Annotated in this window: 23 protein-coding genes, 1 tRNA gene and 2 riboswitches; of the genes, 15 read left to right on the forward strand and 9 right to left on the reverse strand. The window is 64.8% G+C overall.

Annotated features, from left to right (window positions below; all coding sequences use genetic code 11):
- The first annotated feature begins 96 nt into the window (after positions 1–96).
- Together D9X30_RS02035 and D9X30_RS02040 are read left to right on the forward strand one after the other, a co-directional pair.
- Positions 97–615 (forward strand): Panacea domain-containing protein, encoded by a 519-nt coding sequence (locus tag D9X30_RS02035; protein WP_194946466.1) that lies wholly within the window; start codon positions 97–99, stop codon positions 613–615.
- Positions 616–623: 8 nt separating this feature from the next.
- The gene (locus D9X30_RS02040) at positions 624–1,001 is read left to right on the forward strand and encodes a hypothetical protein (RefSeq protein WP_153946364.1); all 378 of its coding nucleotides are present in this window, start codon (positions 624–626) and stop codon (positions 999–1,001) included.
- Between the two features lie 34 nt (positions 1,002–1,035).
- On the opposite strand, the gene D9X30_RS02045 is transcribed toward D9X30_RS02040, so the two are convergent.
- Positions 1,036–2,262: an RtcB family protein gene (locus D9X30_RS02045; protein ID WP_194946465.1), complete on the reverse strand. Its 1,227-nt coding sequence runs from the start codon at positions 2,260–2,262 to the stop codon at positions 1,036–1,038.
- A gap of 164 nt (positions 2,263–2,426) precedes the next feature.
- On the opposite strand from D9X30_RS02045, the gene D9X30_RS02050 reads away from it, so the two are divergent.
- The 4 genes from D9X30_RS02050 to D9X30_RS02065 all read left to right on the forward strand — a co-directional run bounded on the left by D9X30_RS02050 (position 2,427) and on the right by D9X30_RS02065 (position 4,867).
- Entirely contained in the window at positions 2,427–2,762 is a 336-nt protein-coding gene (locus D9X30_RS02050) for a hypothetical protein (protein ID WP_153946363.1), read from the forward strand.
- A gap of 503 nt (positions 2,763–3,265) precedes the next feature.
- On the forward strand, positions 3,266–4,012 hold the full coding sequence (locus tag D9X30_RS02055) for a TIGR04255 family protein (protein ID WP_153946362.1): 747 nt from the start codon (positions 3,266–3,268) through the stop codon (positions 4,010–4,012).
- Positions 4,009–4,455, forward strand: a complete 447-nt coding sequence (locus D9X30_RS02060; RefSeq protein ID WP_153946361.1) for a hypothetical protein — start codon at positions 4,009–4,011, stop codon at positions 4,453–4,455. Before D9X30_RS02055 ends, D9X30_RS02060 begins: the two co-directional genes overlap by 4 nt.
- Positions 4,445–4,867, forward strand: a complete 423-nt coding sequence (locus tag D9X30_RS02065) for a hypothetical protein (RefSeq protein WP_153946360.1) — start codon at positions 4,445–4,447, stop codon at positions 4,865–4,867. The genes D9X30_RS02060 and D9X30_RS02065 overlap by 11 nt, the downstream gene beginning before the upstream one ends.
- A gap of 69 nt (positions 4,868–4,936) precedes the next feature.
- Here the strand turns inward: D9X30_RS02065 and D9X30_RS02070 are convergent, their stop codons facing one another.
- Positions 4,937–5,599, reverse strand: a complete 663-nt coding sequence (locus tag D9X30_RS02070; RefSeq protein WP_153946359.1) for a hypothetical protein — start codon at positions 5,597–5,599, stop codon at positions 4,937–4,939.
- A gap of 329 nt (positions 5,600–5,928) precedes the next feature.
- Positions 5,929–6,004 (reverse strand) — tRNA-Arg (locus tag D9X30_RS02075).
- Positions 6,005–6,325: 321 nt separating this feature from the next.
- Between D9X30_RS02075 and D9X30_RS02080 the strand changes: the two genes are divergently transcribed.
- Entirely contained in the window at positions 6,326–7,216 is an 891-nt protein-coding gene (locus D9X30_RS02080) for a c-type cytochrome (protein ID WP_153946358.1), read from the forward strand.
- Positions 7,217–7,329: 113 nt separating this feature from the next.
- On the opposite strand, the gene hemN is transcribed toward D9X30_RS02080, so the two are convergent.
- Complete coding sequence (gene hemN, locus D9X30_RS02085; protein ID WP_153946357.1) at positions 7,330–8,799, reverse strand: oxygen-independent coproporphyrinogen III oxidase; 1,470 nt, start codon at positions 8,797–8,799, stop codon at positions 7,330–7,332.
- 193 nt (positions 8,800–8,992) lie between these two features.
- On the opposite strand from hemN, the gene D9X30_RS02090 reads away from it, so the two are divergent.
- A complete protein-coding gene (locus D9X30_RS02090) occupies positions 8,993–10,162 on the forward strand; it encodes an ABC transporter substrate-binding protein (RefSeq protein ID WP_153946356.1) in 1,170 nt (389 codons plus the stop codon).
- Positions 10,163–10,183: 21 nt separating this feature from the next.
- On the opposite strand, the gene D9X30_RS02095 is transcribed toward D9X30_RS02090, so the two are convergent.
- From D9X30_RS02095 to D9X30_RS02105, 3 genes are all read right to left on the reverse strand, one after another.
- Positions 10,184–11,482, reverse strand: coding sequence for an ATP-binding protein (locus D9X30_RS02095; protein WP_153946355.1), 1,299 nt, complete (start codon positions 11,480–11,482; stop codon positions 10,184–10,186).
- A gap of 4 nt (positions 11,483–11,486) precedes the next feature.
- Complete coding sequence (locus tag D9X30_RS02100; protein ID WP_153946354.1) at positions 11,487–12,218, reverse strand: response regulator; 732 nt, start codon at positions 12,216–12,218, stop codon at positions 11,487–11,489.
- 351 nt (positions 12,219–12,569) lie between these two features.
- On the reverse strand, positions 12,570–14,657 hold the full coding sequence (locus D9X30_RS02105; protein WP_153946474.1) for a UvrD-helicase domain-containing protein: 2,088 nt from the start codon (positions 14,655–14,657) through the stop codon (positions 12,570–12,572).
- Between the two features lie 281 nt (positions 14,658–14,938).
- Between D9X30_RS02105 and D9X30_RS02110 the strand changes: the two genes are divergently transcribed.
- The 7 genes from D9X30_RS02110 (at position 14,939) to D9X30_RS02140 (ending at position 23,109) form a co-directional block, all read left to right on the forward strand.
- Positions 14,939–15,163, forward strand: a complete 225-nt coding sequence (locus D9X30_RS02110; protein WP_066736784.1) for a YMGG-like glycine zipper-containing protein — start codon at positions 14,939–14,941, stop codon at positions 15,161–15,163.
- A 93-nt stretch (positions 15,164–15,256) separates the two neighbouring features.
- Positions 15,257–15,344: riboswitch (glycine riboswitch) on the forward strand.
- 21 nt (positions 15,345–15,365) lie between these two features.
- A riboswitch (glycine riboswitch) is annotated at positions 15,366–15,487 on the forward strand.
- Positions 15,488–15,576: 89 nt separating this feature from the next.
- Complete coding sequence (gene gcvT / locus D9X30_RS02115) at positions 15,577–16,704, forward strand: glycine cleavage system aminomethyltransferase GcvT (protein ID WP_153946353.1); 1,128 nt, start codon at positions 15,577–15,579, stop codon at positions 16,702–16,704.
- A 112-nt stretch (positions 16,705–16,816) separates the two neighbouring features.
- Entirely contained in the window at positions 16,817–17,197 is a 381-nt protein-coding gene (gene gcvH, locus D9X30_RS02120) for a glycine cleavage system protein GcvH (protein ID WP_153946352.1), read from the forward strand.
- A gap of 78 nt (positions 17,198–17,275) precedes the next feature.
- Positions 17,276–20,200: an aminomethyl-transferring glycine dehydrogenase gene (gcvP, locus tag D9X30_RS02125; RefSeq protein ID WP_153946351.1), complete on the forward strand. Its 2,925-nt coding sequence runs from the start codon at positions 17,276–17,278 to the stop codon at positions 20,198–20,200.
- A 107-nt stretch (positions 20,201–20,307) separates the two neighbouring features.
- Positions 20,308–20,850 carry a DUF421 domain-containing protein gene (locus D9X30_RS02130; RefSeq protein WP_153946350.1) on the forward strand — a complete coding sequence of 181 codons (543 nt, stop codon included), beginning with the start codon at positions 20,308–20,310 and terminating at the stop codon, positions 20,848–20,850.
- A 57-nt stretch (positions 20,851–20,907) separates the two neighbouring features.
- On the forward strand, positions 20,908–22,284 hold the full coding sequence (locus D9X30_RS02135) for an L-serine ammonia-lyase (RefSeq protein WP_249640859.1): 1,377 nt from the start codon (positions 20,908–20,910) through the stop codon (positions 22,282–22,284).
- Positions 22,285–22,362: 78 nt separating this feature from the next.
- Positions 22,363–23,109 carry an MBL fold metallo-hydrolase gene (locus D9X30_RS02140; RefSeq protein ID WP_153946472.1) on the forward strand — a complete coding sequence of 249 codons (747 nt, stop codon included), beginning with the start codon at positions 22,363–22,365 and terminating at the stop codon, positions 23,107–23,109.
- A 72-nt stretch (positions 23,110–23,181) separates the two neighbouring features.
- Here D9X30_RS02140 and D9X30_RS02145 read toward each other — a convergent pair whose 3' ends face one another.
- Together D9X30_RS02145 and D9X30_RS02150 are read right to left on the reverse strand one after the other, a co-directional pair.
- Positions 23,182–24,297 (reverse strand): YbdK family carboxylate-amine ligase, encoded by a 1,116-nt coding sequence (locus tag D9X30_RS02145; protein WP_092602245.1) that lies wholly within the window; start codon positions 24,295–24,297, stop codon positions 23,182–23,184.
- Positions 24,297–25,511, reverse strand: coding sequence for a cation:proton antiporter (locus D9X30_RS02150; RefSeq protein ID WP_153946349.1), 1,215 nt, complete (start codon positions 25,509–25,511; stop codon positions 24,297–24,299). The genes D9X30_RS02145 and D9X30_RS02150 overlap by 1 nt, the downstream gene beginning before the upstream one ends.
- Between the last annotated feature and the right edge of the window lie 166 nt (positions 25,512–25,677).

The following is a 25,677-nucleotide window of genomic DNA, read 5'->3' on the forward strand; positions in this document are numbered from 1 at the left end:
GATGACACACATGTTTACTTGGCCTGGGGTGTGGCTGCACGGTATGGTCGTCTTCATGCCGGATCACCAACAAGCACGCAGAACAGAGGGGTCGCCATGTGGAAATTCTGGAAGCGAGAGAACTGGACGAAATATGATGCGAGAGCGCATGACGGGAAGGCGCTGGCCGTTGCCCAGTACATGCTCAAGCGCCGTCAGGATGCGGGGGCAGGACTGACTCCCTTGCAGTTGACAAAGCTTACGTACATCGCACACGGTCATATGCTGGCGAGGCACATGCGGCCGCTCTTCGACGAGGAGGTCCAGGCGTGGCCGCTCGGACCCATGGTGCCGAGTGTCTACTACGCCGTGCGGCACTATTGCAGCCGGTTCATCGACGCGGTGCCTGGCGCGCCAGTCGTCGATTTCGATCCGCATGAAATCGCTCTCATGGACTGGGTTGCCGACATGTATGGGCGCCTTGACGGAATTGCCCTGGCCGGCGCCATGCATCATCCAGGAACACCCTGGCGTATCACGCGTGAAGAAATTGGGAAGAACGGGCCCATTTCCAATAATCTGCTGGCCCATTTCTATAGGCAGATCTTGCGCAAAGGTCGGCATCACGCGCTGTGAGGTCCAGGATGAACGACGAAGCCATGAGGATGTCCGCGTTCCCTCGAGATCTTGAGTTTGACGGAGGCGAAACGGACGGTGCTCCAGCTGGCTATCCGGAAGAGCATGGACTGATGGGTCCCGGCGACCTGGCGCATGACGGGCGTGTCCGGGAGCACAAACGCCACCAATCATTCCGCGACCAGGTCAACTGCGCGATGATCGGCATGTTCTGGATCCTCTGCACGGCCCTGGCGAGCGGCATCGTCGTCTATAGCTGGCATTTGATGACCCCGCTGCTATGGCACTTTCTTGATGACTCGCAGCAGGTGCGCTTGCAGACCTTGCTTGCGCCGGCCGTGCTATCGAGTTCGCTGACCGGGTACGTCAGCCGGCGCATTGAATAGGACGGTGCGACGTCTGCCGGCACCCCTGCTCCACCTACCCCTTCACACAGACCACCTGCCGCAGCGTGTGGACGACTTCGACCAGGCTGCTCTGGGCGGCCATGACAGCGTCGATGTCCTTGTAGGCCATCGGAATCTCGTCGATCACGGCTGCGTCCTTGCGGCATTCCACGTGCGCGGTGGCCTGGACCTGGTCTGCCACCGTATAGCGGCGCCTGGCCTCGTTGCGGCTCATGGTCCGGCCGGCGCCGTGGCTGCAGGAGCAGAAGCTCTCGGCGTTCCCCAGCCCGCGCACGATGAAACTCCTGGCGCCCATCGACCCCGGGATGATGCCAAGCTGTCCCTTCTGGGCCGAGACCGCGCCCTTGCGCGTCACGAAGACATCGGCGCCAAAGTGGCGCTCCTTCTGCACATAGTTGTGGTGGCAGTTCACTGCGTGTTCATCCATCGCGAATGGCTTGCTGATAACAGCCCGCGCGGCCCCGACCACGGCGGCCATCATCACCTCACGATTACGGCGCGCATATTCCTGCGCCCAGCCCACGGCCTCGACGTAGTCGTCGAAATGGGCGCTGCCTTCTTCAAAGTACGCCAGATCGCGATCGGGAAGGTTGGCGATGTGCTGGCGCATGTCCTGCTGCGCCAGTTCGATAAACTGCGTGCCGATGGCATTGCCCACGCCACGTGACCCGCTATGGAGCATGAACCAGCCCGTGTCGCTTTCGTCGAGGCAGACTTCGATGAAGTGATTGCCGGTGCCGAGCGTTCCCAGATGGACATGGTTGTTCGTCCGCGCGAGCTTTGGGTACTTCTGGCAGATTCGCTCAAAGCCCGGCATCAGCGTCTTCCACATTTCGTCCACGTGGTGGGGCGGACGATCCCCCCAGGCACCCGGATCCCGCCGTCCCGGCGCCCGGCCGTGCGGCACCGCGCGTTCGATGGCGCTGCGCAGCCGGTGCAATGAATCGGGCAGGTCCGCCGCCTTGAGCGTCGTGCGCGCAGCCATCATGCCGCAGCCAATATCGACCCCGACCGCCGCCGGGATAATCGCGCCTTGGGTAGGAATAACAGTCCCTATCGTCGATCCCTTACCCAGATGTACGTCCGGCATCACGGCCAGATGGCGGAACACGAAGGGCATGCGCGCAGTGTTCTGCAACTGCCGCCGGGCATCTTCCTCGACGGGCACGCCAACCGTCCACATCTTGACTGGCTTGCCGTTGGCCAGGGCCATCACCTGGTAGTCTGTCTTTTCACTCATCCCTGCTTCCTGTCTCGGTCTCGGCACGCGGAGCGCCGGTGCATCTGCCCATTGGGCCTTAGCCGTGCCGCGCCGTTCCGTATCCGGGCCTTCCGCCCAATATCGGCCGCCCCCGTTCCGGTGCTAAAACGAAAGTCCGGCGCCGACACGTGAAAGGGGATGCCATGAAACGCCTGCCTCCGATCCTGGCCCTCTGGGCGGCCCTGCTGCTTGGCGGCTGCTATTACGGCTATCCGCCTGCGCCAGGGCCCGGACCGACCAGCTTCGACCGCTCGTTCTACGCGGCGGCCGACGCCATGCGCGATCAGGGTGTGGCGGTGCAGACGCAGGAGCCGACCACCGGCAATATCACCGGCTACTACGGCAGCACCCCTGTGGCGGCCATGATCCGGCAGCAGGCGGATGGCAGCGTGCGCGTGGAATTCCAGGCGGCCGATTCCCGCGACCCCGGACTGGTCAACCGGATCACGCAAAGCTATCAGCGGCGGATGGGGCGGTAAGGGAATGCGGGCATTTCAAGGAAATCGGCACCGCGCGTGACAGATGTTCTGTTCGCACCGCCACCAGAAAAGGCCGGATTCTTGGCACGAAGCCGATGGCACCAGCCATCTCGCGCTTCAGCAGGGACGTTTGGCGAAGTGCCAGCGATCAGTCAGATTGGCGCGCCCGGCTGGGATCGAACCAGCAACCCCTGCCTTCGGAGTTTTGGTGTCGCAGTAGACTTCTTTATAAATCAATGCCTTGCGCAACTCGCACATTGCAAAACCAAGATCAACCAAGGGCAATCAACGTCAATCCAGCTTGTCCAAGGTGCAATCTAGCTACAGTGCTGGAGCTTCGCTCGCGCATTCATCTCGCACCAGCCTCATGAGGCCAAGAGCATCGATTGCAGCACCACTTCATCGCGGTGTCTGCTCGGATGGTGATCGCAAGTGGCGATAGAGTGTCGTATACTTCAGCGCGAAAATGACAAGTGGCTGATCACCTCCGGGGAACACCAGGCATGGCAAAGCAACGACACCTGTCTCGGGCACCAATTCGAGAAGCGGTCATCGATATCCAGTTCCAATCGGCCGTCGACTCGGCTAGCGTCAGTGAATTTGCCACAGCGTTTTCGAACGGCAAGGGACCGGTAAGCGATCTTTGGGCCACATCCTTGGAGCTACGTGTCGGTCCTGCTCCAGGCGCTCTTCAACCGGAACACACGGCGACGTTAATCGGTAAGCGCCTTGACTTGGACGACGGAAAACATGTTGTCCAGTTCAGAATGAACGGTTTCACCTACAGTCAGCTGCCTCCCTATGACACTTGGGAAGCCATGAGTGCTGGCGCCCTTGAGATCTGGCGCGAGTACCAAGCGATCGTTAAGCCCGAAGAAATCTCTAGGATTGCACTTCGCTACATAAATGCCCTGGCGATCCCTCTCCCTGTGCAAAACTTCGATGACTACCTGACGCATGCACCGCAGGTGCCGAAAGAACTTCCACAGTCGCTTGCAAGCTTCCTCAATCGAGTTCTCATTCACGATCAAGAGAACAAGGACATCGCGCAAGTGACTCAAATGTTGGAAGGCGAAGCATCTGATGGAAAGGCGATCAATATTCTATTTGATATAGACGTTTTCCATCCGTGCCAGCTAAAGTCGGCGACGGAAGAGCAGATATTTTCTGTGCTGCAGCGACTACGAGAGTTCAAGAATAAAGCGTTCTTTGGCTTTCTTGAAGAAAAGATACTGGAGCCCTACGCATGAGTGCACTGTTAGCGTTTAGCGGCGTATTTCCCTTGAGCTCTACTCCGGGTCTCACAAGCGATGCCGTGCGTGTCGCAAAGGCAAGCGCCGAGGAGTTCTACCGGGTAAGAAAAAGCACGAAGACTAATGCAGTAACCAATGAGCTTTTTGCTCTGGCTGCCAAATATGATCGGCTATCCAGAGTCACTCTCAAAGTAGCAGTCGACTTTGCGTTAGCGCTGCCAACTGACGCTGCGCTGCCTGAGGTCTCCGTGGATCCGGACGGAGAAGTGGCGTTCGACTGGATCGATGACAATAAGATGCTGTCCGTGAGCATTGGGTCGGGAGGGGGAGTCACCTATGCAGGAAAGTTCGGCGCCGAGAGGGTATCTGGCACTGCTCGTTTCAGTAGGAGCGTTCCTCAGCCGCTTAATGAAGCGCTCAAGAGCTTCCGTGCAGGCTAAAACCAATGCGGACGAACCGTTGGCGCCTACCGACAAAGTGTCGCGGTTTATCTATGAATCAGACAAGATTTCCAAGTCTAACAATCGGCCGAAAGTGGGCGCCTTTCTGCCTGAGCTCTACAATGACCGACATGAGACTTCAGTTTGCCATTTAGACCGGTGTGAAGAGTCCAGAGTGTGGCATTTAGGGCGCAGCCGCCGTCCAACTAAAACGTTGCATGCACGCACTGACTTCGATGTTCAGCATGCGCTGGACCTTTCGCTCGGATGCCTTGCCGCACCCGAGCCAGATTTTGACGAGCACGCTGTAGTCGTCAACTGGCCTGCCGAGAAGCTAGAGCAAAAGAAGATCGCGGTGGAGTTGGCTTCGAAGGCGGGCGAATGCAAGGCACCCCCTCCTGTACAACACTGACAGTTCAAGCGCCTTCCCCACCATCAGTGCTGGAGCAAGAGTTCAAATTCGTGAAGTGGCCGGGCTAGGCTATCCATATATGCGGTTGTAAGTGTCGCGGGCAAATGCAATTGTGGTGACGTTATTGTCCCGAACGCTCTCGCGAATTTCGTTTGGGTCGATCGCCATCACGTTCTTCAAGTGCTCCCGCACTTCCGCGTTTTCCCAGTTCCACGTCGACGACCCAAGCACTCCTGCGAATGCCTCCAACCGGTCGACTTGCCAGGTGAGCACTTTCACCGCGTTCTGACAGTCCGCGTACGAGCGGAATTTGAATACCTGGCCCTTTGCTGCCAGCGATCTGAGTTTGGTGCCCGAGGGGCGGACAGCCTCCAACGCATCAAGTAGGCGCTTCGCGTCCTGGTCTCCATACTTCTTGATGTAAGCGATTGCACCATTTATCGCTTTGTCAGAATGGTCACCGCTGCCCCACGACTGTACGTGACTTGCCATGCCAATCTTCGACATCTCCAGTAGGGCGATGGGCTTGGGCATTTCCGCGATGTAGGAGTGTGTTGCTTCGATCAGCGCATCAAGGAACTCTGCCTCTCTCTTAGCTTTGTCCTGCCGCTGCCAGTTGCGCAAAGCTGAGAAGGCAATGACAGCTGTTGCTACAGGAGCGAGGGTTTTTATGAGCTCAAGCCAGTTGATGTCCGTTATCGCGTCGAACGACCACACAAGGGCGTCACACATCAAAGCAGACCTACTAATGAACGACGTTTCACATGGTGTCCCGGCATATCTCCTTCCTTTGATATATGTTGGTTGGCTCCGCTGGATTGCAGTGTACTGGGTGCGGTGTTCTGCCCGTCAGGAATTCCGCTGGCGCCTGGCCTCGCGCCTAACGGCGAGGCACTCAGCCATCCGATGGAGATCGGTGCAGCGATATACGCGCCTCTCGGCGGATCACCTAGCACAGGGGGGGGCGCCGCTGACGGCAGTGCCGTCGCCGAAGTTAGCTGCAATTTAGCTACAGTCGGTGTAGGGCAAGACGGGGAAAAAGGCGGGAAACCTTTGAGACTTGGCGCGCCCGGCTGGGATCGAACCAGCAACCCCTGCCTTCGGAGGGCAGTACTCTATCCATTGAGCTACGGGCGCGATGTGAACTGCAGTGACAACGGAGAGTGCCGTCGTCGGAAAGTCGCATAGGATACCCGACTTGTCCGTGGCCGTCCATGCGGGATGCGCCGGGGGCCGTCGAACCCGGGTTTTCACAGGTCTCTGAGCCGTCGCTTTTGGCCCCCGGGGCCGAGTCTTGGGTCTATAATCGGCAGCTATTTGCGTCGTACCAGAGACGTAGCGGGGCAGGAGACGCCCCGGACGCGAAGACCGACAGATTCATCCCCGAAGACAGGGCCAGACAAGCAAGCCGCCCCCACGTGCTGTGCAATAGGTTTCCCGCAAAATCGAGAGTTCTGTATGAGTGACGTCCATCAAAACGACCACCACGAGTCGCCAATCAAGACCCCTAAGCAGCTTGTCGCTGTTGTGATCGCCGCCTTTCTGGTGCCGATCATCGTCATCATCCTGCTGGTCAATTTTGTCGGACATGGCACCCGCGAGGGCGCCGGCTCCACCCAGAGCGTGGAGGCGGTGAACACCCGTATCGCGCCGGTAGCGTCACTCGAAATCAAGGATCCCAATGCCCCCCGCGTCTTCAAGACGGGCGAGCAGGTCTACAAGGAAGTTTGCGCCGCGTGCCACGCCACGGGTGCGGCCGGTGCGCCGAAGTACGGCACGGCTGGCGACTGGACGGCCCGGATCGGCCAGGGCTTTGACGGCCTGCTGAAGTCGGTGCTGAACGGCAAGGGCGCCATGCCCGCCCGCGCCGGCACGTCGCCGGACGATCTCAGCGATTACGAACTGGCCCGCGCCGTGGTCTACATGGCCGATGCCGGCGGTGCCAAGTTCCCCGAGCCGGCGGCTCCAGCCCAGGGTGCCACCGCCCAGGCTGCGGCCTCGGCGCCCGAGGCGGCTGCAGCACCGGCTGCCGCTGCGCCCGCACCTGCGGCAGCCCCTGCTCCGGCAGCCGCAGCACCGGCAGCACCCACCGCCCCGGCTGCGGCGTCGGCCGACACGGGCAAGAAGGTCTACGAACAGGTTTGCGCCGCGTGCCACGCTGCCGGCGTGGCCGGTGCGCCGAAGTTCGGCGACAAGGCTGCCTGGGCGCCGCGCCTCAAGGAAGGCATGGACGTGGTTCACAACTACGCGCTCAAGGGCAAGGGTGTGATGCCGCCCAAGGGTGGCTACGCCGGTCCGGATGCGGACGTGATCGCCGCATCCGACTACATGGCCAACGCAGCCAAATAAGCTTCCAGCCCGCCTCAGACCTGGTCCGGCCAGCCCGGCCAACCGGGCCTGCACCCAGCAAAAAGCCCGCGAATCTGTCGCGGGCTTTTTCGTTTCTGGCGTTGCCGCGGCCGCTACACCACGCGCGAATAGCGCACCAGCGGAATTGCCTGGCGATCGTTGGCGGCGCTGGGCGCCGGTTGCGGTCGGGCAGCGTCGTCGCGCAGGTAGCGGTCGAAAACCATGGCCACGCGGCGTACCAGCAGGCGTCCCAGTTCGGTAATGTCGATGCGGGCCGGTGTGCGGCGTACCAGGTGGTCCTCCGCCAGCCTGTCCAGGTCGGCCAGCTCGGCGGCGAAGTTGGCGGCGAAGTCGATGCCGTAGGTCTTTTCCACCTCGGCAATGTCCAGCGTGCCGTTGCACATCAGGGCGCCGATGATGGCCTTGCGCAGATGATCGTCGGCGGACATCTCGAAACCGCGCACCACCGGCAGGCGCCCGGCATCGATCGCCGCGTAGTAGTCGTCCGTGGTGCGGGCGTTCTGCACATAGTGTCCGGCCACGGCGCCGATGGCCGATACGCCAAGACCGATCTGGTCGTAGCCGGCGTGCGTGGCATAGCCCTGGAAATTGCGTTGCAGCCGGCCTTCGCGCTGGGCGATCGCCAGGTCGTCGTCGGGCAGCGCAAAGTGATCCATGCCAATGTAAACGTACCCGGCGGCGGTCAGCCGTTCGATCGTCGACACCAGGATGTCGAGCTTCTCTGCCGGCGGCGGCAGTGCTGCGGCATCGATACGACGTTGCGGCTTGAACACGTGCGGCAGGTGGGCGTAGCTGTACACCGACAGCCGGTTGGGCCGCAGCTCCAGCACCTTTTCGATGGTCTTGCCAAAGCGCGCGGTGGTCTGGTGCGGCAGGCCGTAGATCAGGTCCACGCTGACCGACTGGAATCCCAGGCGCCGCGCCGCCCGCACCACGGCGCGCGTGTCTTCGTAAGACTGCACCCGGTGCACGGCTTCCTGCACCTCGGCGTCGAAATCCTGCACGCCCAGGCTGATGCGGTTGAAGCCGAGTTCGGCCAGCAGGTCCATGCGTTCATCGGTGACGCGGCGCGGATCGATCTCGATCGAATGCTCGCCCTCCGGCAGCAGCACGAAATGCGCGTGCAGCGCCGCCATGACCCGGCGCATTTCCTCGGGGTCGAGGAAGGTCGGCGTGCCGCCGCCCCAGTGCGACTGCATCACGGCGCGTCGCTCGCCCAGGCGCCCGGCGACCATCGCCATTTCGCGCGACAGGTAGTCGACATACTGCGCACTGCGGCTGTGATCCTTGGTGATGATCTTGTTGCAGCCGCAGTAGTAGCAGATGTTTTCGCAAAACGGGATATGGAGATACAGCGACAGCGGCGCCGGCGAATCGGCGCGGCACGCCTGCAGCGCCGTCTGGTAGCCGGCGTCGCCCACTTCCTGGTGGAAGCGGTCGGCGGTGGGGTAGGAGGTATAGCGGGGGCCGTTGCCGTCGATGCGGCCGGCCAGGCTGCGGAAATCGGCAAGCGCGCGGCGGTCGAAAGCCGTGCCGGCGACGTCTGGAATGGGGGCGGACATGCGGGGACTCGATTTGTGGGCGGAATGACAATCGATGCTATGCCTCGCCCGGTGCATCAACCTTGATGCGCATCAAGACCATGGCGATCCTACGCCTGCCAGCCCCGCCAACGGGGGGCCTCATGTCGGGCAACCGTCACGGAAGCGTCATGAAGGGCCGATAGTCTCGGGCGTCCATCCGACTCTCACTGCCATGCGCCCAGCCTTGCCGCAGTCGCCCCCCGCGTGTCCGCCCGCTTCGATAGGCCGCCGCCGCGCCTTGCAGAGGCTCGGCGCCCTGACGTCCGCCGCCGTGCTGCCCGCGATGGCGCAGCCCGCTGGCCAGGTCCTGCGCCGCCAGCTTGTGGTGGGCCATTTGGTGGACCGCGTAGGGCCGCAGGCCGATCAGGCGCGGGACTATCTGGCCGGCGCCAAGGTGATGTTTGATGCCTTCAATGCGTCGCCGACCGGCAACGGCGGTCTGCGCATCGTTCACGTGGTGCGCGATGCGGACGCCTCGAACCGGCGCGCCGCCGCACAGGCCGTGGCGCTGGCCGACAACGAACGCGCCGAGGTGCTGTTCGGGCCTGGCGACAGCCTGCTGCCCACGCTGGCCGGCTCGGCTGAACTGACGCGGCGCGGGGTGCAGATCGTCGCGCCGCTGTCGGGGCTGGCGCTGAGCGCTGACAACGTGTGGTTCACGCGCGCCGACTATCAGGCCGAACTCGATGCCGCCGTGCATCAGCTGCGCAGCTACGGGCTGACCGGCATCGCGCTGGCGGTGTCGCCCGACTTCGCAGCCGGCACGCTCGGCGTCGGCACCCCGTGGCTCGCGCGCCTCGAAAAGGACATCTCGACGCGCGCCGTGGCGCTGACTGGCAATTTCGACGACAACGCACGGCGCATTGCCGCGGCCCGGCCGGGCGCAGTGATCGTCGCGGGCGACACGCTGGCCTATGGCAGCCTGGGCCGCGCCCTGGCGGCGCAAAACTGGTACGGCTTTCTGGTAGGCCTTTCGGCGGTCAGTCCGTCGGCGGCGCGCGAGATCCTGGGCGCCGGCTACGCGGGCGGCATGGTCGTGACGCAAATTGCACCGGGGCCGCAGGAATCGACGCTGCGCGTGGTCAAGGAGCACGTGGCCCGCATGAAGCAGTACTTGGACGAGCCGCCCTCGCCTGCCACGCTGGCCGGCTATATCGGTGCGGCCTGCCTGGTGCGCGCGGCTGCCGGCATGAAGTCGTCGGGCACGGCGGAACTGCGGCGGGCGCTGCAGGCCCGCATCGACGTCGGGGACTTCACGCTGGACTTCACGCGGGGCCTGCGGGGGTCGCAGTACGTGCAGCTAGCGGCGATCGGCAAGAGCGGCCTGCCGCAGCGCGCCTGAGCTGGGGCTGGATCGCTTCGATCAGGCGCGCGGAAGTGTGATGCTGACGCGCAGCCCTCCCTCCGCCCGGTTGGCAAGCTTCAGTTCGCCACCGTGGCGCGCCACGATATCGGCAGCGATCGACAAGCCCATGCCCACGCCGCCGGTGGCGCGGCTGCGCGACGACTCCAACCGATAGAACGGCTCCAGCACGCGTTGCAGTTCGGCCGGCGGAATGCCGGGACCGTTGTCGCAGACATCGATCGAGACGCGCTCGGGGCTATCGGTGAGGATGATGTGCGCGGCGCCGCCATAGCGGTGGGCGTTTTCCACCAGATTCACCACGGCGCGCCGCAGTTCGGCCGGATAGGCCAGCAGCGGCGCCGCTTCGCCAGACAGGCGCACGTCCTGCCCGATTTCCTGGGCGTCGTCGACCACCGCCTGCAGCAGCGCCACCATGTCCACCCGCTGGCGCGGGCCGGTGCCGTCGTCGCGTTCGCGCAGGTAATACAGTGTGGCGTCGATCAGGCCATTCATCTCGGCCAGATCCTGGCGCAGGCGATAGCGCACGTCGTTGTCCTCGATGCGCTCGATACGCAGGCTCATGCGGGTCAGCGGCGTGCGCAGGTCATGCGACACCGCCGCCAGGAAGCGCGACTGCTGCGCCAGCTGGGTGCGGATGCGCTGCTGCATCAGGTTCAGCGCGTGCGTGGCGTCGCGCGCTTCGGCTGGGCCGGTGTCTTCGTCCAGCGGCGGTGCATGGACGTCCTGCGCCAGACGGTTGGCGCCGCTGGCCAGTTGCTGCACCGGCCGCGCCAGCAGGCGGGCACCCACCCACGAAGCGATCAGGATGGCCGCAAGCTGGAAGATCAGGCCCAGGTGCGGCGGCCAGATGCCACGGATATGAAATCCCTTCGGCGGGCCGGGGGGACGGTCGAATGGCCGGCGTTCGCCGAAGGCTTCGGGGCGCAGCGGGGGGCCATCGAAATCGAACGGTTCATTGCCCCGCATGCCGGGCGGCGCGCCAGGCGGCCGGTCGGGCATGAAAACCCCTTCGAGCGGATGCGCGGGCGTGCCGCTCGGCACCAGCCGGCCCGCCGCCTCGGCGTCGGACGCGGCGCGGCGCATGCGCTCCATGTAGCGTTCCGAACCCGGGCGCGGAAACACGCTTTCGATCACGGTCACACCCAGCACATGCACGGCCAGCATGATGGCGGTCATCACGAAGAACAACCGCATGAACATCGAATTGAACCGGCGGCGTCTGGCCGGCTCGGCGGCGCGCGGTTCGGCCCGTATCGCCGAAGCACCGCCGGTGGACGGCGGAATCGCAGCAGCCATGCCTTCAGTGCTCCACGTTGCCGGTGAACACGTACCCTTCGCCACGCACGGTGCGGATCAGCGACGAGTCGCGCGGGTCGTCGCGCAGCTTCTGGCGCAGCCGCGATACCAGCAGGTCGATGCTGCGGTCGAAGACGTCCAGGTCGCGGCCGCGCGCATTGTTGATCAGCATCTCGCGGTCGAGCACGCGGTTCGGATTCTCGATGAACGTCAGCAGCAGGCGGAATTCGGCGTTGGACAGCGGCACCACGGTTTCTTCCGCATCGACCAGCTGGCGCAGCGTGGCATTCAGGCGCCAGCAGCCAAAGCGCATCTCGTGCCCGCCCGTGGCCGGCGTCGGGCGGCGTACGTCGCCACGGCTGCGGCGCAGCACCGTGTGGATTCGCGCCACCAGCTCGCGCATCTCGAACGGCTTGGTCACATAGTCGTCGGCCCCGACTTCCAGCCCCACCACGCGGTCGGCCAGTTCGGCACGCGCGGTCAGCATGATCACGGGCAGGTTGCTCTGCTCGCGAATCTCGCGGCACAGCGTCAGGCCGTTTTCGCCCGGCAGCGACAGGTCCAGGATCACCAGGTCGTAGTCCTGCCGGCCCATCGCCGCGCGCATCGCCGCGCCGCCTTCCGCGCCGTCGGCCTCCATGCCGAACGTGGCCAGGTATTCGGCCAGCATGGCGCGGATCTGGGGGTCGTCATCGACGATCAGCAGACGAATGGGCAGGTTGGGCGACAGGTCCATGGGGAAAAGTGAGGAATATGCGGGACATCCGACCGGCCAATGTACCAGCCGCAAGATGACGCGCGATGCCTGCTTTGTATCAATTTTGATACGTGCGGCGCACGGCACGTGGGCCCGCGGTGCGAGGCGCCGGGCGGTGTTGGCGCAGCCCGAACGCCCGGGAGAAAAAATACGCTCCCGGTGCTGCCGCAACCGGGAGCGTTCAACAGGGAAGAAGCCGGGCTCGCATGCGCCCAGCCACACCGCAGCCGAAGGGCGGGCGCGGTGCGTCGCAGGAACGTCCGAGACGTTTCCACGCGCCGCCAATCGTAGTGAGCCCGCCCCCGGCAGTCTTGTCGGCCTTGTATCAAGTCAGCCCGCGACAGGCTTGTTGAGCAGCGCCTTCAGGCCGGCGAGCCGGTCCTTCGGGCTCATCGCCGGCGTGGTGTCCTGCGGTGCCGGGGCTTCTTCCAGCTTCATCTCGGCGATAAAGCGCGAGGGCTCGACCGAATAGGTTTCGCGCGCCCGCTTGCGCTTCTTGCACCAGCTGATCTGCAGGCTGCGCTGCGCGCGCGTGATGCCCACATACATCAGGCGGCGCTCTTCCTCGATTTTCTCGTCGTCCAGGTCTTCGTCCTCGCGTGTGTGGGGCAGGATGCCCTCTTCCACGCCCACCAGGAACACGTGCGGATACTCCAGGCCTTTCGACGCATGCAGGGTCGACAGTCGCACCGCGTCGGGATCTTCGTCGCGGCCTTCAAGCATGCTCATCAGCGCCACGGTCTGGGTCAGTTCGAGCAGGTTCTTTCCTTCATCGCCGAAGCCGTCGGCCGTGTCGAACCCCGTGGCCTCGCCATCGCCTTCGGCCTCCGGACGCGTGCCCTTGCGCTTGAGCCAGTCCAGGAATTCCAGCGTATTGGTCCAGCGCGACTGCGCCTGCCGTTCGTCGAAGGTGTCGTACAGATAGGCCTCGTAATGGATGCCTTCCATCAGGTCGTCCAGCACCACGGTGGCCGGGTCGCTGGCCGCGCGGTCGGCCAGGCGCACCATCGATTCGCAGAACGTGCGCAGCGGCTCCAGCTGGCGCGGCTGCAGCCTGGCCTCGATGCCGCCCATCATCGCCGCCTCGAACAGCGACACCTTCGCCTGGCCTGCAAAGGTGCCCAGCACCTCGAGCGTGGTGTTGCCCACCCCACGGCGCGGCGTGGTAATGGCGCGAATGAAGGCGGGGTCATCGTCCGGATTGGCGATCAGGCGCAGGTAGGCGCAGATGTCCTTGATCTCCGCCTTGTCGAAGAAGCTCTGGCCGCCCGACAGCACATACGGAATGCGCTCGCGCCGCAGGATCTGCTCGAACAGGCGCGCCTGGTGGTTGCCGCGATACAGGATGGCGTAATCGCGAAACTGCGCGCGGCGCTCGAACTTGTGCGCGGACAGGCGGAACACTACCGACTCGGCCTCGTGCTCCTCGTCATTCATCGGGTGGACGGCGATCGGATCGCCCATGCCGTGTTCCGACCACAGCTTCTTGTCGAACAGCTTCGGGTTGTTGGCGATGACCGCGTTGGCCGCTTCGAGGATGCGCACGGTCGAGCGGTAGTTCTGCTCCAGCTTGACCACCTTCAGGTCAGGAAAATCGGTCTGCAGCAGCCGCAGGTTGTCCAGTGTGGCGCCACGCCAGCCATAGATGGCCTGGTCGTCGTCGCCCACTGCCGTGAACGCCGGCGCGCGCAGGTGCGAGCCGCCGGCCAGCAGCTTCAGCAGCTGGTACTGGCACGCGTTGGTGTCCTGGTATTCGTCGACCAGGAAATAGCGCAGCCGGTTCTGCCACTTCAAACGCACGGCCTCGTCGCGCGCGAACAGTTCGGCGGGCAGGCGGATCAGGTCGTCAAAGTCCACCGCCTGGTACGCGTTCAGCGTGGCCACGTAGTTGCGATAGACCATCGCGGCCTGGTGCTCGTCGGCATTGGCCGCCTGCGCGAGCGCGGTCTCGGGATCGACCATGCCGTTCTTCCACAGCGAGATGGTGCTTTGCACGCTGCGGATCAGCTTCTTGTCGGTGGTGCCCAGCTGCTCCTGGACCAGCCCGAAGCAGTCGTCCGAATCCATGATCGAGAATTGCGGCTTCAACCCGACATGCTCGGCTTCCATGCGCAAGATTTGCACGCCCAGCGAGTGAAACGTACAAACGGTCAGCTGCTTGAGTGGAATGCGCTTCCCTTCGCGCGTGGTCTTGCCTTCCATCAGCTTGCCGATGCGTTCCTGCATCTCTTTCGCCGCCTTGTTCGTGAACGTGACGGCGGCAATGTGACGCGGCTCGAACCCCTTGTCCTCGATCAGGTGGGCGATTTTCTGCGTGATCACGCGGGTTTTGCCCGATCCGGCGCCCGCCAGCACAAGGCAGGGGCCGTCCAGGTAGCGCACCGCTTCGGATTGCGCGGCATTGAGTCCGTGAGTCATGAGGCTGGGGAAGTGGCAGGCGGAATGGCTCATGGCGCACCTGCGGGTGGCGCGCCGAAGGCGTCGATGTTAACACGCGCCGCAGGCGCGCACGGGCGTGTCGGGCGGCGTCCGACAAGAGGCGTTTCAGGCTGGTAACAATCGTAAAGCGGCGGATCCCGGGGCATGGAGCTTGCCTCTTATCTCGCAGGACCGCACGGGTCTTGCGCGTGGCGCGACCGGTCCGGGGACATATCAACAAATCGGAAACGATGATCTCGATGACAACAAAGGAGCCAATCATGAAGACGCTTCGCACCCTTTCGAAAGTTGCCCTGATCGGCGTGACGCTGGTGGGCTTTGCGGGCTGCGCGGACATGACCCCGAAGCAGCGTAATACCGCCATTGGCGCAGGCGCCGGTGCGCTCGGCGGTGCCGTCCTGACCGACGGCAGCGCGCTGGGTACGCTGGGCGGCGCGGCCGTGGGCGGCGTGGTCGGTAATGTCGTGACGAAGGACCGCCGCTAACCGGCCCGCCGGGGATTTCAATCCCGGGGGCGGGGCCGCCAGCCGGCGTCCGGTGTGCGTTTGACAAAGGCTGACCGGTCCCGTACATTCTCGCGCATCCGGCCGGGAGAGCGCGCATCGATTGCGCCGCCGAAGGGGAACCACCCGCAAACTCTCAGGCACCATGGACCGACCGGATCGGCATGCAACATGCACACGATGCATGCCGCACTCTGGAGAGCGACATCCGCCACTGCCCTGACGCCGTGGTGAGCATGTCCACCGAAGGGGCGCACGAGGTTCCGGCTTCGTAATCTCTCAGGTATCGAGGACAGAGGGGTCATCCGCCGCAGCGGATTGGATGCACATTGGTGCGCCCGATCGTTGCGGCGGATGACCCTTTTTTCGTTTTCGAACCGCCCCCGAGGATATCCATGACGCTCCAGGCCACGCCCCTCAACGCTATCCACCGCGCCCTCGGCGCCCGCATGGTCGACTTTGGCGGCTGGGACATGCCGGTCAACTACGGTTCGCAGATCGAGGAACACAATGCCGTGCGTGCCGATGCCGGCATGTTCGACGTGTCGCACATGTGCGTGGTCGACCTGCACGGGGCCGGCACGCGCGCCTTCCTGCGCGGCCTGCTGGCCAACAACGTCGACAAGCTGCAGACGCCGGGCAAGGCGCTGTATTCGTGCATGCTCGACGAAAAAGGCGGCGTCATCGACGACCTGATCGTCTACTTCTTTGCCGAGGACTACTTCCGCCTGGTGGTGAACGCCAGCACGGCGCTTGGCGACATCGAATGGATCCAGTCGCGCAATGCGGCCACCGGCAGCGGCGTGACGATCACACCGCGCCGCGGCGATGTGGCGCCGGCCGGCAGCGGCAAGCTGGCGATCGTGGCCGTGCAGGGCCCCAACGCCCGCGCCAAGGTCTATCAGGCCTTCCCCTCCACCCAGCCGGCCGACGCGTTGAAGCCGTTCAACGCGCTGGTCGTGCAAGACCCGGAAATGGGCGAGCTGATGGTCGCCCGCACCGGATACACCGGCGAAGACGGCTTCGAGCTCGTGGTACCGGCCGAGAACGTCGCCGGCATCTGGGAAAAGCTGATCGCCGCGGGCGTACGCCCGGCCGGCCTGGGCGCGCGCGACACGCTGCGCCTGGAAGCCGGCATGAACCTGTACGGCCAGGACATGGATATCAATACGTCGCCGCTGGACGCCGGCCTGGCCTGGACGGTCGACCTGCAGAGCGAGCGCGACTTCATCGGCAAGCAGGCCCTGGTGGCAGGCGGCCAGAAACAGACGTTCGCGGGCCTGATCCTGCGCGACAAGGGCGGCGTGCTGCGTGCGCACCAGAAGGTCATCACGGCGGCCGGCGCCGGCGAAATCACCAGCGGCACGTTCAGCCCGAGCCTGCAGCAGTCGATCGCGTTCGCCCGCCTGCCGCAGGGCGTGGCGCCGGGCACCGACGTCCAGGTCGAGATTCGTGACCGCAAACTGACCGCGACTGTGGTTAAACTGCCGTTTGTGCGTAATGGCAAGGCACTCGTGAGCTGAGGCATCGCCCGGCTTCACATCAAACGGTCGCCCTTCCGCCCGTCCGCTCGAGCCCAACCTGCTGCGGACCGGGTGAATGAAACAAGAAACAATCTGTATCCCGGAGAACCTCATGAACTTCCCCGCTGACCTGAAGTACACCGAGTCGCACGAGTGGGTGCGCGTCGAAGCCGACGGCACGCTGACGATCGGCATTACCGACCACGCACAGGACGCCCTGGGCGACATCGTCTTCCTGGAACTGCCCGAAGTGGGCAAGTCGGTGGGTGCCGGCGACGCCCTGGCCGTGGTGGAGTCCGTGAAGGCAGCTTCCGACATCTACGCCCCGGTGGCTGGCGAAGTGATCGCCGTCAACGACGCCGCTTCGGCAGCGCCCGAGTCGGTCAACGCCAACGCCTTCGACGCCTGGCTGTTCAAGCTGAAGCCGGCCAACGCCGACGACGTGAACGGCCTGATGAACGTCGACGCCTACAAGGCCAGCGTCGGCGCCTGATCGCGCTGACTCTTTGATGCCGCGCGCGGCGGACAGGCCGACCACCTGCCCGCCGCCCGCTCCCCGAGATTCCTTGCCATGAACGCCCCGCTTCCCATGAATGCCGCCGCCCAAGGTACACGGCCCACGCTGGCCGAACTGGAGGCGCGCGACGCCTTCGCCGCCCGCCACATCGGCCCCGACAGCGCCGAACAGCAACACATGCTCAAGGTGCTTGGCTTCGACAGCCGCGCCGCGCTGATCGACGCCGTGGTGCCCGCCGCCATCCGCCGCCGCGACGGCATGTCGCTGGGCGAGTTCACCGCCCCGCTGACCGAGGAAGCCGCGCTGGCCCGCCTGCGCGGCCTGGCCGGCAAGAACCGCGTGCTGAAGAGCTTCATCGGACAGGGCTACTACAACACGCTCACACCAGGCGTGGTGCTGCGCAACATCTTCGAAAACCCGGCCTGGTACACCGCCTACACGCCGTACCAGCCGGAAATCTCGCAGGGCCGCCTGGAGGCGATGCTGAACTTCCAGCAGATGATCACGGACCTGACCGGCCTGGACATCGCCAATGCGTCGATGCTCGACGAAGGCACGGCCGCTGCCGAGGCCATGACGCTGCTGCAGCGCGTCCACAAGCATGCGTCGAACACGTTCTACGTGGCCGACGATGTGCTGCCGCAAACGCTGGAAGTGATCCGCACGCGTGCGCTGCCGCTGGGCATCGAGGTGAAGGTCGGCCCGGCTGCCGACGCCGCGCAGTCCCACGCGTTCGGCGTGCTGCTGCAGTATCCGGGCGTGAATGGCGATGTGGCCGACTACCGCGCCATTGCCGACGCCGTGCATGCGGCCGGTGGCCGGGTGGTAGCCGCCGCCGACCTGCTGGCGCTGACGCTGATCGCCGCACCGGGCGAATGGGGCGCCGACGTGGCCGTGGGCAACTCGCAGCGGTTTGGCATTCCGCTCGGCTTTGGCGGTCCGCACGCGGGCTACATGGCCGTCAAGGATGAATTCAAGCGATCGATGCCGGGCCGTCTGGTCGGCGTCACGATCGACGCGCAGGGCAACAAGGCTTACCGCCTGGCACTGCAGACGCGCGAGCAGCATATCCGCCGCGAGAAGGCCACCTCGAACATCTGCACCGCGCAGGTGCTGCTGGCCGTGATGGCGTCGATGTATGCGGTCTACCATGGCCCGCAGGGCCTGAAGCGCATCGCGCAACGCGTGCATCGCCTGACCGCCACGCTGGCCGCCGGCCTGAAGGCGCTGGGCCTGCCCCCGGTCAACGAGACGTTCTTCGACACGCTGACGCTGGAAACCGGCTTCAACACCGAGGCGTTCCACGCCACGGCCACGCAGCGCGGCATCAACCTGCGCCACGCCGGCGCGTCGCGCATCGGCATCTCGCTGGACGAAACCGCGTCGCGCGACGACGTGGTCACGCTGTGGGAGATCTTCGCGCATGGCAAGCCGGTGCCCGACTTCGACAAGATCGAGGCATCGGTCGGCGACGGCTTCCCGGGCAACGTGGCGCGCCAGAGCGCCTACCTGACGCATCCGGTGTTCAACACGCACCATGCCGAACACGAGATGCTGCGCTACCTGCGCTCGCTGGCCGACAAGGACCTGGCGCTGGACCGCACGATGATTCCGCTGGGCTCCTGCACGATGAAGCTCAACGCCACCAGCGAGATGATTCCGGTGACGTGGCCCGAGTTCAGCAACATCCACCCATTTGCCCCGCTGGACCAGACGGTGGGCTATCGCGAGATGATCGACCAGCTGGAGGCCATGCTGTGCGCCGCCACCGGCTACGCGGCGGTCAGCCTGCAGCCGAACGCCGGCTCGCAGGGCGAATACGCCGGCCTGCTGATCATCCACGCGTACCACGCCAGCCGTGGCGAGAGCCATCGCGACATCTGCCTGATCCCGTCGTCGGCCCATGGCACCAACCCCGCGTCGGCGCAGATGGCCGGCATGAAAGTCGTGGTGGTGGCCTGTGACGACAACGGCAACGTCGACCTCGACGATCTGGCGAAGAAGGCCGAGCAGCACAGCAAGAACCTGGCCGCGATCATGATCACGTACCCGTCCACGCACGGCGTGTTCGAGCAGGGCGTGCAGCAGATCTGCGACATCGTGCACAAGCACGGCGGCCAGGTCTATGTCGATGGCGCCAACATGAACGCGATGGTCGGCGTGGCTGCGCCGGGTCAGTTCGGCGGCGACGTGTCGCACCTGAACCTGCACAAGACGTTCTGCATTCCGCACGGCGGCGGCGGCCCGGGCGTCGGTCCGGTAGCCGTGGGTGCGCATCTGGCCGACTTCCTGCCCAACCAGGACAGCGTCGGCTATCGTCGCGACGACAACGGTATCGGCGGCATCTCCGCCGCGCCGTTCGGCTCGGCCAGCATCCTGCCGATCTCGTGGATGTATATCGCGATGATGGGGTCGGCCGGCCTGACCGCCGCCACCGAGAACGCGATCCTGACCGCCAACTACGTGGCGCGCCGCCTGTCGCCGCACTTCCCGGTGCTGTACACAGGCCAGCATGGCCTGGTGGCGCACGAGTGCATCCTCGACCTGCGCCCGCTGCAGAAGACCACCGGCATCACCAACGAGGACGTGGCCAAGCGCCTGATGGACTACGGCTTCCACGCCCCGACCATGAGCTTCCCGGTGCCGGGCACGCTGATGATCGAGCCGACCGAGAGCGAATCGCTGCACGAACTCGACCGCTTCATCGACGCGATGATCGCCATCCGCGGCGAGATCGCGCGGGTGGAAGACGGCAGCTTCGACCGCGAGGACAATCCGCTCAAGCACGCGCCGCACACCGCGGCCGTGGTGGTGGGCAACGAGTGGACGCACAAGTACACGCGCGAGGAAGCGGCCTACCCGCTGGCATCGCTGCGCACGCAGAAGTACTGGCCGCCGGTTGGCCGTGCCGACAACGTGTATGGCGATCGCAACCTGTTCTGCTCGTGCGTGCCCATGAGCGAGTACGCCGACGAGTGAGCGCCAGCCCGTCAGGCGGCGTCCGATACACGCGGATGCCGCCGACGGACTATGCTCAGGGAGCGGGCGCCGGTATCCGGCGCCGTCCTTGAGCGGAGGCCTCATTCATGTGGAATCTCAGCGCGCCCTGGTGGGAATTCGTCCTGCGCGGACTGATCGTCTATGGCGCAATTCTGTTGCTGATGCGTATTTCGGGCCGGCGGCAGATCGGCCAGCTCACGCCGTTCGATCTTGTCCTGCTGCTGATCATCTCGAACGCGGTTCAGAACGCGATGAATGCCGGCGACAACTCGGTGCTGGCCGGGCTGATCCTGGCGGGCACGTTGTTTGGAATCGATGCGCTGCTCGGGTATGTCACATGGCGCAGCCGGCCGCTCGAAATGCTGGTCGACGGCCGCCCGCAGATCGTGATCCACCAGGGCGAGGTCTACGAGGAAGTCATGCGCCGCGAACGCATCAGCACGCACGAATTGCACAAGGTGTTGCGCCGCAATGGCTGCGCCCGCGTGGAAGACGTGCATTTCGCGATTCTGGAAACCGACGGCTCCATCAGCGTGAAGATGAAGGACCCGCCGCCTGCTTCCGGTCCCGCCGAACCCGGCGCACTATGGCGTCATCCGGCCCATGCCGATCAGGACAAGCCGGCCTAGCGGCCTTACGGCGAACGGTTCCACAAACCGCGCCGGCAACCAATCTGGAGTTCAGCCGTGGCAGTCAGCGTATTCGATCTGTTCAAGGTGGGCATCGGCCCGTCGAGCTCCCACACCGTGGGCCCGATGCGGGCGGCCCTGATGTTTGCGCATGGCCTGGAACGCGACGGCTTGCTGCCTCGTGTGGCCAGCGTGCGCGCGGAGCTTTACGGATCGCTCGGCGCCACGGGCAAGGGGCACGGCACCGACAAGGGCGTGATCCTGGGATTGATGGGCGAATCGCCCGACACGGTCGATCCGGAGGCGATCGACGGCAAGCTGGCGGCGCTGCGCGCCAGCAAGCAGCTGTCGCTGCTGGGCCGGCACACCGTGCCGTTCGTGGAACGCGAGCACATCGTGTTCTATCGGCGCGAAGCCATGGCCGAGCATCCCAATGGCATGAAGTTCCACGCCTATGATGCCGATGGCGCGTCGCTGCGCGAGGCCCGCTACCTCTCCGTGGGCGGCGGCTTCGTCGTCACCGCCGGCGCGCCCAATACGCAGGTGCTGGCCGCCGGCAAGCAGTTGCCGCACCCGTTCCGCACGGGACGCGCGATGCTCGACATGGCCCATGCCAGCGGCAAGTCGATTGCCCGGCTCATGCTCGAGAACGAACTGACATGGCGGCCGGAAAACGAGGTGACCGACGGTCTGCTGCATATCTGGGATGTCATGCAGCAGTGCGTGGCGCGCGGGTGCCGCACGGACGGCGAACTGCCCGGCCCGTTCAAGGTCAAGCGCCGGGCGCCGGAGCTCTATCGGCATCTGACGTTGCGCGCCGAGCGCACGCTGTCCGACCCGCTATCGGTGATGGACTGGGTCAACCTCTACGCTATCGCCGTCAACGAGGAGAACGCCGCCGGGGGCCGCGTGGTCACGGCGCCGACGAACGGCGCGGCCGGCATCATTCCCGCCGTGCTGCATTACTACGACCGTTTCGTGCCTGGCGCCAACACCCAGGGTGTAGTCGACTTCCTGCTGACAGCCGGGGCCATCGGTCTGCTCTACAAGCTCAACGCGTCGATCTCGGGCGCCGAGGTGGGCTGCCAGGGCGAAGTCGGCGTGGCCTGTTCGATGGCGGCCGGGGCGCTGGCCGCCGTGCTCGGTGGCACGCCGGAGCAGGTGGAGAACGCGGCCGAGATCGGCATGGAGCACAACCTGGGCCTGACCTGCGATCCGGTCGGCGGCCTGGTGCAGATTCCGTGTATCGAGCGCAACGCCATGGCATCGGTCAAGGCCGTCAACGCGGCGCGCATGGCCCTGCGCGGCGACGGCACGCATTATGTGTCACTGGATTCGGTCATCAAGACCATGCGCGAAACCGGGGCCGACATGAAGACCAAATACAAGGAAACCGCGCGCGGCGGCCTGGCGGTGAATATCGTCGAGTGCTGACGCACGTGGCATCCGTTGGCCGGCGCTGACCGGCGACGTATCATGGAAGCACTTCCGGTTTGCCACAACAATACCGCCATGCAGACCTTTCACCAGTTGTTCGACGAGGCTTCGTCCACGTTCACCTACCTGCTGATCGACGCCGACACGCGCGAGGCCGTGCTGATCGACCCCGTCGATCGGCAGTCCACGCGCGATCTTGCGCTGCTGGAGCAGACCGGCGCCAAACTGGCCTGGGTCGTGGAGACCCACGCGCACGCCGATCACATCACGTCAGCCGGCCATCTTGCCCAGTTGACGGGCGCCAGCACCGCCGCGCCGTCGGGCTGCGACATCAAGCCCGCGCTGAAGCAACTGATCGATGGGGATACGATTCCGTTCGGCCGCCAGGTGCTGCGCGCGATCCACACGCCCGGCCACACCGCCGGCAGCATGAGCTACCTGTGGGAAGAGCCGTCCGCCGACGGCATGACGCGGCGGATCTTCACCGGCGACGCGTTGCTGATCGACGGCTGCGGTCGTACCGACTTCCAGTCGGGCGACGCCGGCACGCTGTTCGACAGCCTGACGCAGAAGCTCTTCCGCCTGCCCGACGACACGCGCGTCTATCCCGCGCACGACTACAAGGGCCGGACCGAATCAACGATCGGCCACGAGCGCGCCACCAACAGCCGGGTAGCCGGCCGCACGCGCGATGAGTTCATCATGATGATGCGCAACCTGAACCTGCCGCGGCCCAAGCTGATCGACGTCGCCGTCCCGGCCAACAGGCAGCTCGGGCTGGCCAGCGGCCGCGACGGGGACAGCGTGCCGCACGGCATCTAGCGCGCCAGGGGCTTGCTGCGGACTGGTCCAGGATCAGCCCGGCCCCTGCCTCGCCTCAGCCCAGGCAATGCGTCAGGATTCCCATAATTCACAGGTACGGCGCACCGTGTCACGCAGGCTGTGCGCCTCGTCGTTCACCGTGCGCACCAGGCGTGCGTCGTTGTCACGCGCCGCCGCCTGGGCGCGGATATTGGCCAGCGCCTGAAGCGATCCCAGCGCCTCGGCGTGAGGCTCCAGCGCGTCGCAGATCGACAGGATATGGTCCGCAATCGGCATCCGGGTGAGTTCGTTCGGATGCACGTATTCGCCTTCCAGCCCGAAGCGGCAAGCCTGGAAGCGATTGAAGGTGTACACCAGGTAGTCGTCTTCCTGCGGCATGAATGGGCGCGACAACAGCAGGTAGCGCGCCAGCGCCTGGATATAGGCCGCGATGTCGCAGGCGCGCTGAACGGTCAGCGGGGTGTCCATCACGCGCACCTCGATCGTGCCGAACTCCGGCTTGGGACGGATATCCCAATAGAAGTCCTTCATGCTTTCGATCACCCCGGTGGCGCGCATCTTGTTGAAGTACGCCTCGAAGCCGTCCCACGTCAGCACATGCGGGGCGCGGCCGCTCATCGGGAACGCCGCTACCGAATTCAGGCGCGCCGATGCAAAGCCCGTATCCACGCCCTGCACGTAAGGCGATGAAGCGGCCAGCGCGATAAAGTGCGGCACGTATCGCCCGATGGCATGGAGCAGGAACAGCGACTCATCGGGGGTCGGGCACCCGATGTGCACGTGCTGGCCAAACACCGTGAACTGCTTGGCCAGATAGCCATAGAGTTCGGAAATGTACTGGTAACGCGGCGAATTCGAGATCGTGCGTTCCGACCAGACCTGAAACGGATGCGTGCCGCCGCCGCAGATGCCAAGGTTCAGCCCGCGCGACGCATTGACCATCAGGTCGCGCATCACGGTCAGTTCCTCCAGCGCCTGCGCATAGTCATGGCAGATGCCGGTGCTGATCTCGATCATCGACGGGCTGATTTCCGGCTTGATGTCGCCGGCGTGCTGCGCGCCTTTCAGTGCGCGCAGCAGATCCGGGGCGAACGGCGCCAGGTCATAGTCGTGCCGGTTGACGAGCTGCAGTTCCAGCTCGACGCCGAAGGTCAGCGCCTCGGAATGCTTGAACGGTTCGAGCGACATCAGCGCCCTCCTCCATGGTCACGCGTCTCGCCGGCGAAGCGCAGCGCCCATGCCGCGATGATCGGGGCAAGCAGCTGCTCGATCGCGAGCGCGCACAGGATGATCGATGCGAGCGGCGCCCCGGTGCCAGGGTACAGGCGGGCAACGTCGCTCATCAAAAGATAAGCCAGGCCGGACATCGGCGCCAGCGCGAGCCCCAGCGCCGCGCACTGGCGCAGGCTCAGGCCAGAGAACGAACCCAGGGACACGACGCCGGCGAGCTTGGCGACGTGACGGAAGAACACCAGCGCCACGGCCAGCGACCCGCCCACCACCCAGTCCCGGGCGGTCAGCGGCAGGCCCAGCGACACCACCATCACGATGATCAGCAAGCTGCCCGCGCTGCCAAAGTGCGTGGGCCACACATGTGGCTGGCGGTCCTGGTGCTTGAATACCACCCCGGCCAGCATCAGCGTCAGCGGCATCGACAGCTTCAGCACCCGTGTCAGCGCCAGCGTGAACAGCACCAGTCCCACCAGTACCAGGAAGCTGTAGTGATCGTCGGCCGACATGCGCGCGTAAATCGCATGCCCGAACTTGCCCACCACCCACGCCAGCAGGCACGAGCCCACCAGCAGATACAGCGGATGCAGCAGTGCCGCGCCCAGGTTCCCGTATTCGGAATGGAGCCAGCCCGTGGCCACCTGCACGATGGCCGCGGCGTAGATGGAATTGAGCGCCGACATCGCCATCAGGCGTTCGGTGACCTGCCCATCCGCACGCAGCTCGTTCTTGAGCTGCAGCACGATGGTGGGCGACGTGCTGACCGCGATACCGCCGGCCAGGATGGCCACGCCCGGCGAAGCCCCCATCCACTGCAGCACCGTGGACACCAGCCCCCAGGTCAGCAGGCTTTCCGCGGCGCTGGTGATCAGCAGCCAGGGATTGGCGCGCAGCCAGGACAGCGACAGTCGGTGGCCGAGTTCGAACAGCGCCAGGGCCAGCGCCATGTCGATCAGCACCCGTGTCTGCGCGATCATGTTGTCGTCGACAATGCTGCGGCCGAGCATGCCGGCGAACAGCCCGATCACCGCGTAACCGACGATACGCGGACAGCCCAGCCAGCGTCGGCAGACTTCCCCGGCCAGGCCCGCGCCAACCAGCGCAAGGCCCACCCAGAACAGTCCGCCCGGCGCCAGTGGCAGCGAGGGGAAAAGTTGGCTCAATCCGTTCATGCGCGACATGGTAACGGAAGGACACGTCCGTAAATGTAAGTGCTTGTCCGACACTTTCCCGAACATGCGCGCAACTTACGCGTTCTGCAAAGAAAAAGCGCCATCTTCTTCGATGGCGCTTTTGTAGCTCTTGCAAAATCAGAATCGTCTCTGGTGCGATGGGTCA

This window comes from Cupriavidus sp. U2 (assembly GCF_009663685.2).
Lineage (GTDB): Bacteria > Pseudomonadota > Gammaproteobacteria > Burkholderiales > Burkholderiaceae > Cupriavidus > Cupriavidus necator_C.